This window comes from Erwinia sp. MYb416 (genome assembly GCF_037479575.1).
GTDB classification, from domain to species: Bacteria; Pseudomonadota; Gammaproteobacteria; order Enterobacterales; family Enterobacteriaceae; genus Erwinia; species Erwinia rhapontici.
On sequence record NZ_JBBGYT010000438.1, the window covers coordinates 1,715,196 to 1,731,846 of the forward strand.

Annotated in this window: 19 protein-coding genes and 1 pseudogene; 17 read left to right on the forward strand and 3 right to left on the reverse strand. The window is 54.2% G+C overall.

Features of this window, described 5'->3' with window-relative positions:
* The first annotated feature begins 140 nt into the window (after positions 1 to 140).
* Positions 141 to 338, forward strand: a complete 198-nt coding sequence (locus tag WH277_RS17720) for a peptidoglycan recognition protein family protein (RefSeq protein ID WP_166653765.1) — start codon at positions 141 to 143, stop codon at positions 336 to 338.
* The gene (locus WH277_RS17725) at positions 329 to 727 is read left to right on the forward strand and encodes a hypothetical protein (RefSeq protein WP_339506098.1); all 399 of its coding nucleotides are present in this window, start codon (positions 329 to 331) and stop codon (positions 725 to 727) included. The genes WH277_RS17720 and WH277_RS17725 overlap by 10 nt, the downstream gene beginning before the upstream one ends.
* Positions 728 to 758: 31 nt before the next feature.
* Here the strand turns inward: WH277_RS17725 and WH277_RS17730 are convergent, their stop codons facing one another.
* The gene (locus WH277_RS17730; protein ID WP_339506401.1) at positions 759 to 1,379 is read right to left on the reverse strand and encodes a Vat family streptogramin A O-acetyltransferase; all 621 of its coding nucleotides are present in this window, start codon (positions 1,377 to 1,379) and stop codon (positions 759 to 761) included.
* Positions 1,380 to 1,449: 70 nt separating this feature from the next.
* Here WH277_RS17730 and WH277_RS17735 point away from each other — a divergent pair, with 70 nt between their 5' ends.
* Positions 1,450 to 1,884 carry a hypothetical protein gene (locus tag WH277_RS17735; RefSeq protein ID WP_133846506.1) on the forward strand — a complete coding sequence of 145 codons (435 nt, stop codon included), beginning with the start codon at positions 1,450 to 1,452 and terminating at the stop codon, positions 1,882 to 1,884.
* A gap of 135 nt (positions 1,885 to 2,019) precedes the next feature.
* Positions 2,020 to 2,409, forward strand: a complete 390-nt coding sequence (locus WH277_RS17740; RefSeq protein WP_133846507.1) for a hypothetical protein — start codon at positions 2,020 to 2,022, stop codon at positions 2,407 to 2,409.
* Between the two features lie 122 nt (positions 2,410 to 2,531).
* Here WH277_RS17740 and mqo read toward each other — a convergent pair whose 3' ends face one another.
* Both mqo and WH277_RS17750 read right to left on the reverse strand, forming a co-directional pair.
* Positions 2,532 to 4,187: a malate dehydrogenase (quinone) gene (gene mqo / locus WH277_RS17745; RefSeq protein ID WP_133846508.1), complete on the reverse strand. Its 1,656-nt coding sequence runs from the start codon at positions 4,185 to 4,187 to the stop codon at positions 2,532 to 2,534.
* A gap of 374 nt (positions 4,188 to 4,561) precedes the next feature.
* Positions 4,562 to 4,738, reverse strand: a pseudogene (locus tag WH277_RS17750) (aldo/keto reductase); the annotation flags it as partial.
* Between the two features lie 131 nt (positions 4,739 to 4,869).
* Between WH277_RS17750 and WH277_RS17755 the strand changes: the two are divergent.
* From WH277_RS17755 to WH277_RS17815, 13 genes are all read left to right on the forward strand, one after another.
* On the forward strand, positions 4,870 to 5,232 hold the full coding sequence (locus tag WH277_RS17755; protein ID WP_339506100.1) for a hypothetical protein: 363 nt from the start codon (positions 4,870 to 4,872) through the stop codon (positions 5,230 to 5,232).
* Positions 5,233 to 5,257: 25 nt separating this feature from the next.
* Positions 5,258 to 5,524, forward strand: coding sequence for a type VI secretion system tube protein Hcp (locus WH277_RS17760; protein ID WP_339506102.1), 267 nt, complete (start codon positions 5,258 to 5,260; stop codon positions 5,522 to 5,524).
* Between the two features lie 173 nt (positions 5,525 to 5,697).
* Positions 5,698 to 5,814: a hypothetical protein gene (locus WH277_RS17765; RefSeq protein ID WP_244290504.1), complete on the forward strand. Its 117-nt coding sequence runs from the start codon at positions 5,698 to 5,700 to the stop codon at positions 5,812 to 5,814.
* Between the two features lie 501 nt (positions 5,815 to 6,315).
* Positions 6,316 to 6,948, forward strand: coding sequence for an RraA family protein (locus WH277_RS17770; protein ID WP_133846513.1), 633 nt, complete (start codon positions 6,316 to 6,318; stop codon positions 6,946 to 6,948).
* 60 nt (positions 6,949 to 7,008) lie between these two features.
* Complete coding sequence (locus WH277_RS17775) at positions 7,009 to 8,349, forward strand: MFS transporter (RefSeq protein WP_133846514.1); 1,341 nt, start codon at positions 7,009 to 7,011, stop codon at positions 8,347 to 8,349.
* Between the two features lie 38 nt (positions 8,350 to 8,387).
* Entirely contained in the window at positions 8,388 to 10,478 is a 2,091-nt protein-coding gene (locus tag WH277_RS17780; protein WP_133846515.1) for a hydantoinase/oxoprolinase family protein, read from the forward strand.
* Positions 10,478 to 12,160 carry a hydantoinase B/oxoprolinase family protein gene (locus WH277_RS17785; RefSeq protein ID WP_133846516.1) on the forward strand — a complete coding sequence of 561 codons (1,683 nt, stop codon included), beginning with the start codon at positions 10,478 to 10,480 and terminating at the stop codon, positions 12,158 to 12,160. Before WH277_RS17780 ends, WH277_RS17785 begins: the two co-directional genes overlap by 1 nt.
* A gap of 2 nt (positions 12,161 to 12,162) precedes the next feature.
* The gene (locus WH277_RS17790; RefSeq protein WP_133846517.1) at positions 12,163 to 12,972 is read left to right on the forward strand and encodes an SDR family oxidoreductase; all 810 of its coding nucleotides are present in this window, start codon (positions 12,163 to 12,165) and stop codon (positions 12,970 to 12,972) included.
* Positions 12,973 to 12,989: 17 nt separating this feature from the next.
* The gene (locus WH277_RS17795) at positions 12,990 to 13,436 is read left to right on the forward strand and encodes an aminotransferase class I/II-fold pyridoxal phosphate-dependent enzyme (protein ID WP_339506108.1); all 447 of its coding nucleotides are present in this window, start codon (positions 12,990 to 12,992) and stop codon (positions 13,434 to 13,436) included.
* Entirely contained in the window at positions 13,420 to 14,088 is a 669-nt protein-coding gene (locus WH277_RS17800) for a pyridoxal phosphate-dependent aminotransferase (protein ID WP_339506110.1), read from the forward strand. Before WH277_RS17795 ends, WH277_RS17800 begins: the two co-directional genes overlap by 17 nt.
* A gap of 31 nt (positions 14,089 to 14,119) precedes the next feature.
* Positions 14,120 to 14,692, forward strand: a complete 573-nt coding sequence (locus tag WH277_RS17805; RefSeq protein ID WP_339506403.1) for a TetR/AcrR family transcriptional regulator — start codon at positions 14,120 to 14,122, stop codon at positions 14,690 to 14,692.
* A gap of 831 nt (positions 14,693 to 15,523) precedes the next feature.
* Complete coding sequence (locus WH277_RS17810) at positions 15,524 to 16,108, forward strand: cytochrome b (protein WP_259150036.1); 585 nt, start codon at positions 15,524 to 15,526, stop codon at positions 16,106 to 16,108.
* Positions 16,109 to 16,118: 10 nt separating this feature from the next.
* Positions 16,119 to 16,643: a tetratricopeptide repeat protein gene (locus WH277_RS17815; RefSeq protein WP_133846521.1), complete on the forward strand. Its 525-nt coding sequence runs from the start codon at positions 16,119 to 16,121 to the stop codon at positions 16,641 to 16,643.
* Positions 16,644 to 16,651 lie beyond the last annotated feature (8 nt).

Sequence of the window (16,651 nt, forward strand, 5' to 3'; positions counted from 1 at the left end):
TGGTGACCATCGTCATCTGTCGACTGCTGACTGCATGTTCAGTTCTGATATACAGGTTATATTAGTTTCATTAATGACTTCTAATATTGAATCGCATAATATCGCATTTTTGGGATCTCGCCCGCGATGGAGTCGTAAACTTGTTAATCGTAGGGCGTACTGCTGGCCCTAAAAATAAAGAGGTTTATGAGGCTGTTACAGATAAACAAAATGAGTCTCTTAAATGGCTTGTTTCTGAGATTGCTTCTAAATTTAATGTTCCTATGACTGAGGTTTACAGGCATCCTGATATAGGAAGGAAAAACAAAACGGAAGCGAGTACAGCAAAATGGAAATAGCAAAATACTTACTTTATGCATTTACACTACTTTCCTTATCTGCTGAGGCAGCAAGAGAAGTAGCACATGTAAAAATTATCAAGAGTGGTTACTTCGATGAAATCGATAAGGAAGATCCTTACAACTACGCCGAGGGATGTAAATTATTTAAACCCACCAAAGAGAAACTTATCAACTACTTCTCTAAAGCTGAAGAAAATGGATACGGATGGATGCACGAGTATTACACGCCTTGCATCGCCTCTGGCACGGTAACGTTTAAGGACGGCTCTTATGGGGATTGGGTAATGCACGATAGTGGTTATGGATGGGTAACCTTTAAAGATAAGAAGAATGATGGAAAGGAAGTGTCTTTTCTTCATGTCAATAATGGATGGGGGTTGGAATAGAAATACCCCCCTCTGTTACCCGGCCCATTCGTTATTGCCGTAAACGCACAACATCACCGCCACTGATCGCCGCCAGATTCTGCGTGATCTTCTCTGGCGACCAGTCCCACCAGGCGATTTTCTCCAGCTCGGCAATCACTTCATCGCTGAAACGCTGACGGATCACCTTCGCCGGGTTTCCTCCTACAATGCTGTAAGCAGGAACATCAGACACCACCACTGAACGTGATGAGATAATCGCGCCGTTACCGATGGTGACGCCGGGCATAATCAGGCAGTCATAACCCATCCACACGTCATTACCCACGCGGGTGTCGCCTTTATAGGGCAGGTCACCAGGCTCGGGCGCAGCACTTTCCCAGCCGTTGCCGAAGATAAAGAAAGGGAAGGTAGAGAGGCCGGAGGTCTTATGATTGGCGCCATTCATGATAAATTTCACCCCGCGCGCCAGGGCGCAAAATTTACCAATAATCAGCTTATCGCCGATGAACGGGTAGTGATAAAGCACGTTACGCTCAAAGTTCTCTGCACCTTCCGGGTCGTCGTAATAGGTGTAATCACCAATCAGGATATTGGGATTGCTCACGCTATTTTTGATAAAACAGACCTGCGGAAAGCCAGGCAAGGGGTGAAGAGGAACAACCCTAATCAGAGACGGGTGTTTTTAGCCTGGTGCAGGAGTATTATAGCCGTCTGAAATTACGCTGAGGATAGACCGCTTCATGTTTTCTCGTTCCACGCTCGCCGCGCTCACGGCCACCTTAATGCTGGCAGGTTGCAGCCACAAAACAACGCAGGCCCCGGCAACGGTAGATGTATCTGCCGCCGAAGCGACACCTGCGGTTTCCGCGTTTGCTGCCGGCCCGACGCAGCTTAACGTGACCCACGTTATCTCCCGTGCTGACGATGGCTCCTCCGTCATCCTGACCATCGACGGCGTTGAAGCCGGTACGCTGACGCGCGGAGAAAACAAAGAACTGTTTGTTCCTGAAGGCAAGCATAAGGTCGGTGGCTATGTTCAGACACTGTTCGGCCTGGGCCGTGTGACCATTCAGTCGGTGGAAGTCACCACCAAAACGGATCAGGCAACGCATGTGTCCTATTCCGTCACCAAAAACAAACCCGCGTTTACCCTGACAGAAAAAGCCGCAGGCTGATGCTGTTCTTACCCTGTTCCACGCAAGGAACAGGGTAATCGCCCCCATTCTCAGACGATCCCTAACCCTGTACTGCCGATCTCTCCGCACTGAGCCGCTATAATGTTCAGTTCATTTTCCGATGGAGAGTCTTCCATGTTATATCGCCTTACCCTAACCACCCTCACTGCCGCACTGCTATTGACGGGTTGCGCGCGCCAATCCGTAGAGGTTCCTGACGATCAGTATGCCCGAGGCCCCACGCAGATTAACGTGTCGCATATTGTGACTCAGACTGATGATGGTTCTGCGGTCGTCGTCACCGTGGATGGACGAGATGCGGGGGTTCTGGACAATGGCGAAGGGACACTGTTGCATGTGCCGGAAGGCAAACATAAAGTCGGTGGCTACGTGCCGACGTTGCTGGGCCGCGTGACGATCCCTTCGGTGGATGTCACCACATCACACAATGAAGTGACGACGGTGGCCTATTCGGTCGCACGGGATAAAGCGGCGTTTAGTGAAGTCGCCCGCTTACCTGGATAAAAAGCCAGGATAAAAAGCCTGGATAATAAAAAGGCAGGGATAGTAAAAAAGAGAGGAGCAGGAAAGCAGGGAGAGCAGAACAGAAAGAAGATTGCCCCTGGAACAGGCCAGGGGCAGGGCGATTACAGCGCCATATCGTGTTGCGGGCTTTCGGCACGCTTCTCAGGCTGAGAAGGAGCGTCAGACGGCTTAGTATTGTTCATATCAATCACCGGTGGTTTCACCAGCTGCAGGGTCGCTGCGGTATCATCCCACACCTGCTGAGTCAGCGCGGTGTTGCCATTCAACTGCTGGCCATAGCTTGGAACGATAGTGCGGATCTTGCTCTGCCACTCGGGTGAGTTGAACTGCTCAGGGAACAGCTTTTTCATCACGTTCAGAGTGATAGGTGCTGCGGTGGAAGCACCCGGAGAAGCACCCAACAGGGCCGCCAGGGTTTTCTGCTGATCGGTCACAATTTCAGTACCGAGTTTCAGCACGCCGCCTTTATCTTCATCTTTCTTGATGATCTGCACGCGCTGACCGGCCTGAATCAGTTTCCAGTCTTCTTTACGCGCATTCGGGTAGTACTCTTTCAGCGCTTCAAAGCGGTCGTTGTCATCCAGCATCACCTGACCAATCAGGTATTTCACCAGGTCGAAGTTATCCATACCCACGTGCGTCATTGGCATAAAGTTGCTGGTGGTGGTGGTGCTTAACAGATCAAACAGCGAGCCATTTTTCAGGAACTTGGTAGAGAAGGTCGCGAACGGCCCAAACAGTACCACGCGCTTACCGTCAAGGTAGCGGGCATCCAGATGCGGTACAGACATCGGTGGTGCGCCTACTGACGCCTGGCCGTAGACTTTTTCAGTATGCTGTTTGGTAATCTCAGGGTTTTCGCTCACGAGGAACGAACCACCCACCGGGAAGCCTGCATAGTTATCCGCTTCCGGGATGCCGGTTTTCTGCAGCAGCTTCAACGCACCGCCGCCTGCACCGATAAAGACGTATTTCGCATCAACGCTGTGCTCTTCACCGCTTTTCACATCGGTGATGGTCACGTGCCAGGAGTTATCGGCATTACGTTTAAAATCGGTGGCTTCCGCTGAGGTTTCCAGCGTGAAGTTTTTATCTTTCTTCAGGCTGCCGATCAGCTGACGGGTGATTTCACCGTAGTTAACGTCAGTTCCGACCGGGGTCCAGGTGGCAGCGATTTTCTGATTAGGATCGCGGCCTTCAATGGTCAGGGGTGCCCACTGTTTAATTTGATTTGGATCGGTAGAGAATTTCATTCCCTGGAACAGCGTGGTCTGCTGTAACGCTTCATAGCGTTTGGTCAGGTAATTGACGTTGGTGTCACCCCAGACGAAACTCATATGTGGCGTGGAATTAATAAAGGAGTGCGGGTTATTTAAAATGCCGCGTTTCACCTGTGCGGTCCAGAACTGGCGGGAAATCATAAACTGTTCGTTAATTTCCAGCGCCTTGGACACATCAATGGAACCGTCTGGACGCTCTGGCGTATAGTTCAGCTCCATGTTTGCCGAGTGACCCGTACCGGCATTGTTCCAGCCGTTAGAGGATTCAAGGGCCACGCCGTCCAGCTTCTCTACCATCAGCTGTTTCCAGCCTGGCTGAAGTTCCTGTAACCAGGTGCCAAGGGAGGCGCTCATGATACCGCCACCGATCAGCAGTACGTCGGTTTTCTGCGTGGCAGGGGTTTCAGCCCAGGTACTGGTGCAAACCAGTAAAGCTGACAGAGAAAGCAGGGGAATCGTTTTTTTGGAGTTAGACATTTTAAATAACGCATCAATATAGGTTAACAAATTGAGGTGATATTTTAGCGCAATTTAACGAAAAGTTAATAACTATTTATTATGTTTAAATCAAATCGCGAAATTAATTTAATTACTTAACGTTTATTTTAATTACCTGTCAGGTTTATTTAGTTTTAAAAAAGGTTAATTTGCCGTTTTTTCCCCTCATTTTCCCCATTTGATGTGTTGTTCCGGGCGGTACAGCATGAAATGTTAACCGATGCGATTTAATGCATCCAGCACGTCGTGCGGCAATTCGAGCTGTGCGCTCGCCAGATTTTGCTCCAGGTGTTGGGTGAGCGTTGCAGCAGCCACGCCAGCGCCACCTGAAGCGGGGTGGCCTCACAGGCAACGGGATGCAGCGCTTCGGCGATCAGCTGGTTGGTGATGTGCGGGCCGTAAAAATCACTGGTATCGATATGATTAATCCCGCTTTCCACCACCGCCCGCAGCACGGCGATGGCGGCCTGGCGATCCCGCGGCGGCCCGAAAACATGGGGACCAGCCAGCTGCATCGCACCATAACCCATGCGGGTGACTACGCGGTCGCCAAGTACACAGGTTCATATGATGAACGACAACGCTAAGGGACTTGAAGTGCGCAAACAGCCGCGGCAGGCGCGATCGCAGGCCACCGTTGAGGTGATCCTCGAGGCGACTATTGAAACATATTGTCAGCGTGTTTATGCAGGTGAAAACCGAGAACCTGCACGAGTCGGCGGCGCTGTATGCTGTCGCCAGCGAACTGGATACGCGCAGCTATGTGCGCAGCGTGGAAGCGCGCAATCGCCTGGCGCTGGAAACGATGCTGGACAGTGCCAGCGACAGGCGGTTTGCCGATACGCCGGGGGTGACGTTTGTGTTTATGGGCGCACTGTTCGGGCCGATACGGCTGCTGCTGGAAGGCGACCCTGAGCAGCAGGATATTTTTGAGTGTATTCTGAAAGTATTATGGTTTTTTTCTTTGGTTTTCCAGGTTATCTTGCAATTTTACCTCATCCTTTTTTCATGTAGAATTTTTTAAGGCGACACCGAACCTGGTACGCTATGTGTCAAATGGAAAGCATATTAATTCGGTTCTACTTTCTTCATGTAAAGCAGGTGGCGAGCCGTTAGAATTTTTCAGAATAGCATTAAAGCAGGTCATGGTAACGGATGTAATATTAAACGGTGCATCAGAGCAGGATTTATTTATCGTTACCTATTGTTTTAGAGCGGCAGAAGTCAGTAACCATTATTTTGAGCAAACCCCGGAAGGTTCTCGCGGCGCTGAATTTTCTTCAGGTTGGAACATAAAAGAGAACAGAGAGATATAACTCTGCTCATCAGGTTTGCATCCGTCAGGATAAGCCTGCTGCTGGAAAGCGATTCCCAGCAGCAGGATATGGAGCGTCTTGCAGGCCAGCTCGAACTGTTATGCCTGAGCTATCTGGAGCACGTTTCGTTGCCACGCTGAGCGTGGCGCAGTTCCGGGCCTGTTGATACCGATATGATACTGGCGGCCTCTGATGAGGTGCATAATGGATTAACCGCCGCTATCCCGCCAGGCAGAATGGGTAAGCCGAAAGAGGTGGCAAACGCCGTGCTGTTTCTCGCCAGCGATTGAGAGCAGCTATATTGCCGGTGCCGAGACCTGCGTGGATGGCGGTTTGACACAGGTTTAACATGTAGCACCATTACTGTGCATGCAGTCCAACACAGAGAGGAAAGAAAAGGCCGAAATGTCGGGCTTCTTATTATTTTGAATTTATTATTTCCATCTCCCTGCACCATTATTGTGATAATCATCATATTAATCCCTCGCTAAGCACTATTTTTGTGCGTCACTTCAAAAGTCAGCATAAGAAAGTCATATATTCGCGTTGCTACGCATTTTTTTAATAAAACCCAACCTTTCTTCACAACGTGTCGTGCCGCACACCTTCCATTTTAGTTATTAAAAAACAGTATTTTATAAGTTTAACCCTGGGCGTGATTTCTGGTTAGTCTGTTTTTACCATAATTTAAAATATGAATATTCTGTTAAAAAAATGATTGTCATCGTATTTTTTAAAGTGATAAAAGATTCTCACTTGATACGGGTTTTTCATTTTAAAGGTTACCGATTATGTCGCTTGAAACTGCCGATGTGCGTATTTCTTCGTCCTGGGAACGCCCGGACAGAAAATGGCTTTCTGCCTTTGCCGCATTCCCTGTCGCCAATATTGGCGATGCGATGGAAAGACTGAGTATGTGTGATGCGGGCATCGTGCCTGTCAGCAGCAATACCGACTTCGTCGGCTTTGCTTTTCCTGTGCTGGTCACTGCCGGGGATAACGCCGCCGTCATTCTCTCTCTGGATCACATCCAGCCGGGTGACGTGATGATGATTAACGGACTGGGCCACACTGACCGTGCGCTGGTCGGGGAACAGCTTACCCAGCGCTTCCAGCATGCCGGGGCCGTTGCTCAGGTGATTGATGGTGCCGTCCGCGACCGCAAGGTGATTGAGTCAACGGGATTACCCACCTTCTGCCGTGGCACAACACCTGCCGGGCCGTATAAAAATGGCCCTGGCGTAATTGGTGAACCCGTAGCCATCGGCGGCGTGGTGTGCAGCGCTGGGGACATTGTGGTGGGTGATGCCGACGGCATTATCGTTATCCCTTTCTGGCGCGCCGAAGCGGTGCTGGTTGCCGTGCAGGAAGTGGCGCGCCGTGAAGCGGCCATGACGGCGGAAGTCACACAGAATTATCGGTAAATAAACGTCCCCGTTCAGGGGTAACAACCGGGTAAATACACAGACTGCCAGGGCAAAACAATGACGAAATCACATGCAATGACAATGGATTACGCTTTGCCAAAGGATGGGGAAACAAAAAACAATGTCGTGCGCCGCGCATCGCTTGCCGGTGGCGTTGGCTCCTTTGTGGAATGGTATGACTACGGCATCTATGGCCTGCTGGTCAGCTCGCTGGTGCTGGTTTTCTCCGCCAGTGATATGAACACTACGGATGCCGGACTGATGCTGACCTATGTCGGCTTTACGGTGAGTTTTATTGTTCGTCCCTTCGGTGGCGTGATCTGTGGCTATCTGGGCGACAGAATAGGGCGTCAGAAACTGCTGGCGATCCTGTTACTGATGATTTCCCTCGCGACAGCCGCCATTGGTTTACTGCCTGACTATAACAGCATCGGTTGGGCCGCTCCGGCGTTACTGATCCTGCTGCGTATTGTGCAGGGGTTCTCCGCCGGGGGAGAAGTCTCGGGTGCCGGTTCCTTTGTGGCGGAATATGCGGAAGACCATCGGCGTGCCGTGGTGATGTCACCGCTGGTGATGGGATCGTTTATTGCCTTGCTGTTTGGCAGCCTGCTGATCAGCGGACTGATCAATGTGTTTGGCATTGATGCGGTGAATAACGGACTGTGGCGCGTGCCGTTCCTGCTGGCTATCCCGATGGCCTTGATCGGTGTCTATATTCGTACCCGCATTGAAGATACACCTCACTTTCAGATGGTGAAGGCCAGCAAACGGGTGGTACGTAACCCGATCCGCGAGGTGCTGTCTTCTAAGCGCCATCTGAAAGCGATTGGGCTGGCGATCACGCTTCCGGCGGTGAACGGTCCCGGTTACTACATCCTGTTCGTCTATATGCCGACCTATCTCAACAAGGTGATGCATTTCACCCAGATCCAAAGCCTGATGGTCACCGCCTGCGGTCTGCTTACCATCGTTGGTGCCATTCCGTTAATGGCGTGGCTCTCTGACCGCCTCGGCCGTCGACCGCTGTTGATTGCTTCCGCCATTGCGATGGCTGTGCTGGCCTGGCCCTGTTTCTGGCTGTTGACGCTGGGGATGCTGCCGCTGGCCTGTATGGCGTCGATGTTGCTGGCGTTCGCCTTTGCCGGGCATGCCGGGGTGATTCAGGCCACGCTGGCTGAAATGTTCCCGACCAATGTGCGCTACAGCGCGTACAGCATCGGCTTCAACCTCTCCACCGTGATTTTTGGCGGGTCGGCACCGTTACTGATGACCTGGTTAATCGGCATGACCGGCATCGCCAGCATTCCGAGTTATATGGTGATCTTCACCGCCGCACTGACCCTGATCAGCGCACTCTATTTGAAAGAAACAGCAGGCCAGCCGCTCAGAGCTGAGTAAGCAGCACTAAGCCAACTCTCTGGATTTCGAGGTTAATAATGAAAAACGCATCCCCCTGGCGGATAGGGTTTGATATTGGTGGCACCTTCACCGATCTGGTGCTTCTGAATGATGTGACGGGTGATGCCCTGCGCCATAAAACCCTGACGACGCCGGAAGACCCTTCCGAAGGCGCTTACACCGGGCTGACTCAACTGGTGGAGATGGCGGGGTTACAGGCCGCTGATATACACGCCATCACCCACGGCACTACTCTGGCAATTAATGCGCTGCTGGAGCGCCGTGGCGCGAAAACCGCCCTGGTGGTGACGCGCGGCTTCCGCGATGTGCTGGTGCTGGGGCGGGAATACCGTTATGACATTTATGATCTCAATGGTGCACCGGCTCAGCCTCTGCTGCCGCGCTCTCAGGCGTATGAAATTACCGAGCGCGTTACGGCGCGGGGCGACGTCATCCTGCCGCTGAACGAAGCTGAAGTGGTGAGACTCGCGGGCGAACTGCGTGCGCAGCAGTACGAAGCAGTCGCGGTGCTCTGTATGCATGCCTATGCCTGGCCCGACCATGAAAACCGCATTGAGGCGATCCTCAGCCGTGAACTGCCGGGCGTCTCTATTTCGGTGTCACACAAAGTGTCCCGTGAAATCCGTGAATACGACCGTGGCGTTCTGACAGCAATGAATGCCTTTGTCCAGCCCAAAGCACGCCGCTATATGGCGCGGCTGGAAAACAAGCTGCGCGAAGGGGGCTTTATCTGCGACTGGCTGGTGATGGGATCGAATGGCGGTCTGATGGCGCCCCAGGTGGCAGCTGATTATCCGACGCGCATCATTGAGTCCGGCCCGGCCGGAGGCATTGTCGCCACGGCGGCGTTTGCCCGCAAGAATCAGGAAAACAGAGTGCTGGCCTTCGATATGGGTGGCACCACTGCCAAGGCCTGCGTGGTACGGCAGGGCGAACCCTCGATTACCACCGATTATGAAGTAGGCCGTGCCGACCGTTTGCTGAAAGGCAGCGGCTTGCCCGTCAAACTACCCGTGGTAGACATGATTGAGATCGGTGCCGGGGGCGGCAGCATTGCGCGTGTGGATTCACTCGGTTTGCTGGAGATCGGCCCGGAAAGCGCCAGTGCCTGGCCTGGCCCGGCCTGTTATGCACGCGGCGGCGAGCAGCCCACGGTGACGGATGCCAACCTGGTGCTGGGGCTGCTCGATCCTGATGCGTTTCTCGGGGGACGGATGCCTTTGAATGTTGAGGCGGCACGTCAGGCGATTCAGCGCATCGCCGATCCTCTGGGCCTGACGATTGAAGATGCGGCCTGGGGCATTCATGAAGTGGCGAACAGCAAAATGTCCGAAGCACTGCGCACGCACTGCGTGGAGAAGAACGTCAGCCCGTCACAGATGACGATGCTGGCCTTTGGCGGTGCCGGACCCAGCCATGCCTGGTCGCTGGCGAAGCAGCTGGATGTGAAACGGGTCTTTTTCCCCAACGGTGCAGGGGTTTATTCCGCCTTTGGCCTGCTGACCGCACCGCCGAGTGCCGACTTCGTTCGCAGTGACCGCTGTCGTCTGTTACCGGGCATGGATGTTGCCCGTATTCATGCAGTGTTTGCGGAAGGCTTCGATGAAGCCATGACCACGCTGGCCGCCGCCATCGCCGATCCGGCGAGTGCGCCCCTCCAGCGGAAAATGGCCGGGGTGCGTTATGTCGGCCAGGGATCTGAACTGACGGTAACGCTGCCCGATCGCTTCCTGCAACAGGGCGATGTCCAGGCGCTGATTGATGCGTTTGAAGCCGCACATCTGGCGCGTTTTGGCCGCACGCTGCCGGGACAGGGCGTCGAAGTGGTCAACTGGCGCGGTCATGTGCAGACCACGCCGCCAAAACTGAATACCAGCGATCGCGTCACCCATCCTGAACCGGATGCACGAGAAAAAAGCCTGCGGGTTTACCTTGGACGCAAACAGGGCTTCAGCGTTTGTCGCGTGATCCCCCGCAGCCTGCTGATCGCCGGAGTGAACATTGATGGGCCTGCGCTGCTGCAGGAAAAAGAGTGCGCCATTTATGTCGGGCCAGGGGCGTCTGCGCAGCTGGATGAACAAGGTAATATTTTGATGGAGCTGAACTGATGACGATAGCGACCCCCGATAACCTGCGTTTTCTCGATGATCCGATTAGCCTGAGGATCACCTGGGATCGTCTGGTCAGTATCTCTGAAGAGGCGGCGGCAACGCTGGTGAACATGGCGTTTTCCAGCATTATTCGTGAAGTCGGCGACTACTCCTGTCTGCTGATGGATGCCAGCGGCAGCTCTCTGGCACAACCGAAAACCAGCGTCCCGGTGTTTATCGGCACGCTGCCCGCCACAGTTCGCCATCTGCTGGCGAAATTCCCGGCGGAGACGTTAAAACCGGGTGACAGTCTGATCACCAACGATCCATGGCTGGGCACCGGGCACCTGAATGATGTCACTGTGGTAACCCCGGTGTTTCGTGGCGGCAGGCTGGTGGCCTTTACCGGCGCGGCCGCGCATATGTCCGATATTGGCGGCTCACTGAATATGGGGTCGTCGCGTGATATGTACGAAGAAGGATTCCTGATCCCACCGAGCAAACTGATGATCGAAGGTCAGGTCAACCAGCAGTTGCTGGACCTGTTCCTCGCCAATGTGCGCTCACCCGACCAGGTGGAAGGCGACCTGCACGCGATGCTGGCAGCGAACCAGATTGGGGCCAACGGGCTGCTTGGTCTGATGGACGACCTCCAGCTGGAGTCCGTCACCCCGCTGGCAGAGAAGATTCATGCCCTGACCGAAAATGCGATGCGCAAAGCGATTGAGGCGGTCCCCGACGGGCGCTATGAAGCCGCGGTCGACATCGGTGATTTCGAGGGTGATATTCACCTGAATGTGGCAGTGATCGTGGCGGGTAGCAATATCACCATTGATTATGCCGGCTCGTCGGCAGAATCGCTGTTCGGCAGCAACTGCCCGATGTCCTTTACTTACGCCTATAGCGTCTATCCTCTGAAATGTCTGCTTGAACCGCATCTGCCCAACAACGAGGGCTGCTTTAAGTCCATCACCGTTACCGCGCCGGAAGGCTCGATTGCCAATGCGCGTCCACCCTGTGCCGTTGAGATGCGCAACCGCGTCGGGCATATGGCACACGCGGCCATCTTTACGGCGCTCTCCGGGATTATGCCTGAGCGGGTGATGGGGCACTCCGGCAGCGCGCCGGTGACCTGTGACGTGTTCGCCGGGCAGTTTGACGATGGTCGTCGCTTTGTTGAAAGCCTGTGCGTCAATGGCGGCACCGGAGCGCGTCCCTCCGCCGACGGCATTGTCACCGGGTTCCCGGGCAACATGTCGTCCACGCCCGTTGAACTGATGGAGTCCACCACGCCGCTGCTGTTTATGCAAAAAGCCATTGTGCCGGATTCCGGCGGCGCCGGGCGCTATCGCGGCGGTGTGGCGCAGCGCATGGTGATCCGCAATACCAGCCAACATACGCTGACGCACAGCATGTTCTATTCGCGCCAGAAACACGCCGCAGAAGGGGTGCTGGGCGCCGCGGCAGGCGCATGCAATTACGTGGCGATTAACGGCGAATCGCTGGCAAAACCGGTGGGGCGGCATGACGTGTTACCGGGGGATGAAATTACTATTCAGATGCCCGGCGGCGGCGGAAAAATGCCGGTTCACCAGCGCGATAAACAGGCCATCCTGTGGGACTTGCAGGAAGGCTACATTACCCGGGCGGGCGCGATACGTGATTACGGCGTCAACCCTGATGAACTGAAGAGGGACTGAGCATGGATAATTTAGCAGGAAAAGTGGTGATCGTGACCGGTGCGGGCAGCGGTATCGGTGCAGCAACCGCCGCCGGATTTGCCCGGCGCGGTGCCCGCGTGGTGCTGGTCGGGCGCAGGCAGGCGGTGCTGGAGGAGGTGGCCGCCACGCTGCGCCAGCACGGCGGAGAGGTCTGGGTGCGGGCGACAGATATCACCAAAAAGAGCGAGGTCGAGGCCCTGGTTGCCTGGGCGCAGGCTGAAGTGGGGGTAGTTGAAATCCTGGTGAATAACGCCGGGAGCGCCAGCAAAACGCTGAATGCCCGCTGGATAGATGAAGCCGAGTGGAACGAGGTGCAGGACGTCAATATGAAAGCCGTTTTCCTGCTAACGCAGGCGCTGCTGCCCGGAATGCTGGCGCGTAACAACGGCACCATTATCACCGTTTCTTCGCTGGCTGCGCTGCGGCCTAATCTGCTGGGGGGCGCGGCATACGGCGCGGCAAAAGCGGCAGTGCGTAACTTTATGACCTATCTGCACAACACCTTCCGCAATGACGGCATTCGCGCCACCTGCATTCTCCCCGGTGAAGTGAACACGCCGATTATGGATAACCGCGCTAATCCACCGTCACAGAGCGTGCGTGACCATATGGTGCAGCCGGAAGACGTGGCAGAAGCCATCCTGCTGTGTGCTGCTCTGCCTGCACGCACGGTAATTGAAGAACTGATTGTTGCACCGACGTTGCTGCGTGATGTGTCCGGCGATATTGAGCTGAGCCGCTGGAAAAATGCGCCCGCAGACTGCCTGGCAGAACGTGAACAGTCCCGTTAACTTTGACGAATAGGTGAATGATGTCTTCTAAATTATTTACAGCGGCTGAAGCCGTGCTGCGTATCGAACGGACCTCTCTGCGTGTGCAGCAGCCTGCATCCAACAGCGATATGATTTCGCTGGCGATGGGGGAACCGGATTTTGACACTCCGCCACGCATTATCCAGGCCGCCGTTGAGGCGTTGCAAACGGGTTATACCCATTATGCGCCGCTGCTTGGCGATAAAGCACTATGCCAGGCGCTGGCTGACGACGTGTCCGCGCAGAGCGGCAACCCGGTGAAAGCGGGCGAAATCCTGGTCACGCACGGCGGCACCGCCGGGCTGGCCGCGGCGATTCTCTCGATTGTGAATCCGGGGGATCGTGTGGTGATCCCGGACCCCCCCTATTCGCTCTATGCCGACCTGGTGAATATGGCCGGAGGGATTTGCGTTCCGATGCCGTGCCGTGCCGATCTGCAGTAACCCTGGCAATCCGACTGGCATTGTTCACAGCGCCGAAGAGATTGCAGCGCTGGGCCGCCTGGTGAATCGCCATAATACGTTAGTGATTGCGGATGAAGCTTACAGCGATCTGGTCTTCACCAATCGTCCTTTCACCTCGGTATTACAGGTGCCTGCCTTTGCCGGGCGCACGTTATTCTGTCAGACTTTCTCTAAAAGCTATGCCATGACGGGATGGCGCGTCGGCTATCTTTCCGGCCCCGCAGAGATGATTTCCGCCGCCGCACGCGTGCACAATACGGTGAATGGTTCCGTAAACAGTGCGGTACAGCGGGCCGCGCTGGTGGCGCTGACCGAGTGTAAGGATGACGTAAAACGAATGTATAATGTCTACCGTGAACGCCGCGTGCTGATGATGGAAGGCCTGGCGACCATCCCTGAACTGACCCTGAATGAACCGGAAGGCGCTTTTTACTGTTTCCCTTCTTATTCGTTGCCGATCCCGGCGATTGATATGGTGGCGCTGCTGCGTGAACAGGGAATTGCCGTGCGGCCCGGCAGCGAGTTTGGCGCGGCGGGAGAAGGGCATCTGCGCCTTTCTTATGCGGCAGGCAGCGACGCCATTAGCGAAGGGATTCGTCGCCTTCGACGCGGCCTTGCAGGACTGAATTAACCCATGTACCGGGATGTAAAAGCCACAATGGATCCAGGCTGCGGCAAGGCTGTTCGAGCGATCTGAAACGCCGATCAGTATGACGGAGATTGCGACGGAAGCGGGCGTTTCTGTCGCCACGGCTTATCGCCAGTTCACATCGGTTGAAGAAGTGCTGAACACCTATCGCCAGGAAGTGGGGCAACTGCTGCTGGATTACAGTCAGAACCAGCAGTGCGCTGGTTTGCTGAAGCTGGAGAAGGTGAGCCGCTACTGGATCAAGCTGGTGCGCGAGCGCGGCGCGGCGATGGTGCCGATGCGTAACCGCCGTGGTTATCTGGAACGTTTATGGGAAGGGGCGGAATACCTGCTGGTTCAGGCGGATGCCCTGCGTCCGCCGCTGCGTGAAGCGATGGCGGAGATGGAACTGCCTGATATCGGCGATAAAGCGGTATTCCTGTGGAATATCCTGTTTGACCCGCGTGAAATCTTCGACCTGTTAAACACCGTGGGCCTGACGGAAAAGCAGGTTGGGACACAGCTGATGTCCGTGCTGGTCGGCGGGTTGCGGGGTTTTGCCTGCGCCAATGAGTTCACCGCCGAAGTGGCTAAAACGAAATCCTGAGAAGGGTAAGCCTGTTGTTAAAACAGGCTTCGTATTCTGACAGGCGTTGCTGCTGCACGATTTAACATCGTGCTATTGTTTTAATGAAATGAAATGGCTGTAACACGCTGAATCATAGTTTCCCATCCTGTCTTTTAACATGCACTCATTTAAAATCAATGAAGGGTAGTTGTTTTGTTGATTAAAGACGTGAAGCAGGGTGGCAGCCTGACTATATTCACCTTTTGACGATAACACGCTCGAATATATCCTGATCACGTTCACATTTTTTGGATTTTGTTCCGAAAGTAAACGCAAGCCTTCTAATGCCGATTTCTTATCAGCTTCATCATCAGTAATTGCATATTCCTTTACCAGTTCTGATGCTTTTTGCGTAGGTGTGTCGATATATGAATCAACAGCGTTGCTCTAATAACTTATTGATAATAAGAGAACTACGCTTAGTGTTTTTATTGCCATGTAACTTCACTCCCTGTGAACTTTGTTCATTTAACAATAACATGAAGAGCAGAACGGATCGCTACTCAGCGTGGCTGATAGTTTAGCTTCAAATCTGGTGTGTGCTGTGAGTCCTAAAACCCCGACGCATTGCTCTCTTTCGTAGGGGCCGATCATTTTTTCCGATCGGCCCGTGCTGAGGGTTTGCTAAACGGTCCAGGTCCAGGCGACTGGCTGACCGGAAAAGAAGGTCAGCCACTCCGTGCCCCCATTATTTTTCTGCATTACTGGCCCCAGAAACCGCACTGAAATAAAAATTTGTTTTTTTTCGAATAGAAACCCGCCCTGAGACGTTAACCGATCATCTTCCCCTGTGACAGGAAACCGATCGCCATGTCTCACACCTCTCTCCCGCTGCGTCAGCGCTATGACACCTTTGCCCTGACGCTGCACTGGATCACTGCCGCCAGCGTCATTTTCCTTTTTGCTTCTGCCCATATCTGGGAACTGCTGGCGCGTGGCACGCCGCTGCGTAAAGGGTTGCAGTCCGTACATATCTCCTGCGGCATTTTGTTGGCACTGGTGATGATTGTGCGGCCGTTATGGCGTCTCTACAGCCAGCGACAGGCGCGTTTTGCCATGCCACCCGTGGCCGGGTCGCGACCGACGCGCATCCTGGCGCATGCCATGCACGGAGCGCTGTATCTGCTGCTGTTTGCACAAATCTCTCTGGGATTTCTGTTCCGCTGGGCACAGCAGGAGCCGTTCAGCTTTTTTGGCCTGTTTGATATTCCGGCCTGGATCGCAGTCGATCCGTCACTGCGTCATCAGATCGGCGGCTGGCACGATAACGTGGCCTGGGCGCTGATTATCCTTGCCTGCGCTCACGCGCTGGCTGCTCTGTTCCACCACTATGTTCTGCGCGATAACGTGCTGCGCCGTATGCTGCCCGCACGTCGTTCCTCATCATCCCAATAAGGCTAACATCATGAAAAAATTAACGATAATCCTGCCTGCACTGTTACTGACGTTGTATGCGCCCCTGGCTCTGTCCATGGGCGACAGCAGCAGTGAAAGCAAAACCCCGGATTGCCCGAAAGGCCAGGTGTATGACAGCGGCAGCAAGCAGTGTGTACCCGAGAAAACCAGCCGTCTCAGCGATGATGATAAAACCCGTTATGCTTATCATCTGGCGAAAAAAGGGGAGTATCAGTCAGCACTTAACCTGCTGGATACCCTGAAAAATCCGGATACCCGTGAAGCCTGGAACTATCGCGGCTACGCCACACGCAAATTAGGGCGCACCGATGAAGGGATCGGCTATTATCAACGCTCGGTAGCGCTGGATCCGCGCTATGCCAAAGTGCGTGAATACCTGGGTGAAGCCTGGATGATCAAAGGACGTCCCGATCTGGCCCGTGAGCAGCTCGCTACCATCAAGACCTTGTGCGGTGTGAACTGTGAAGAGTATCGGGATTTGCAGGCAGCGATTAACGGTCACCCTGAATCCTGATGATGAAT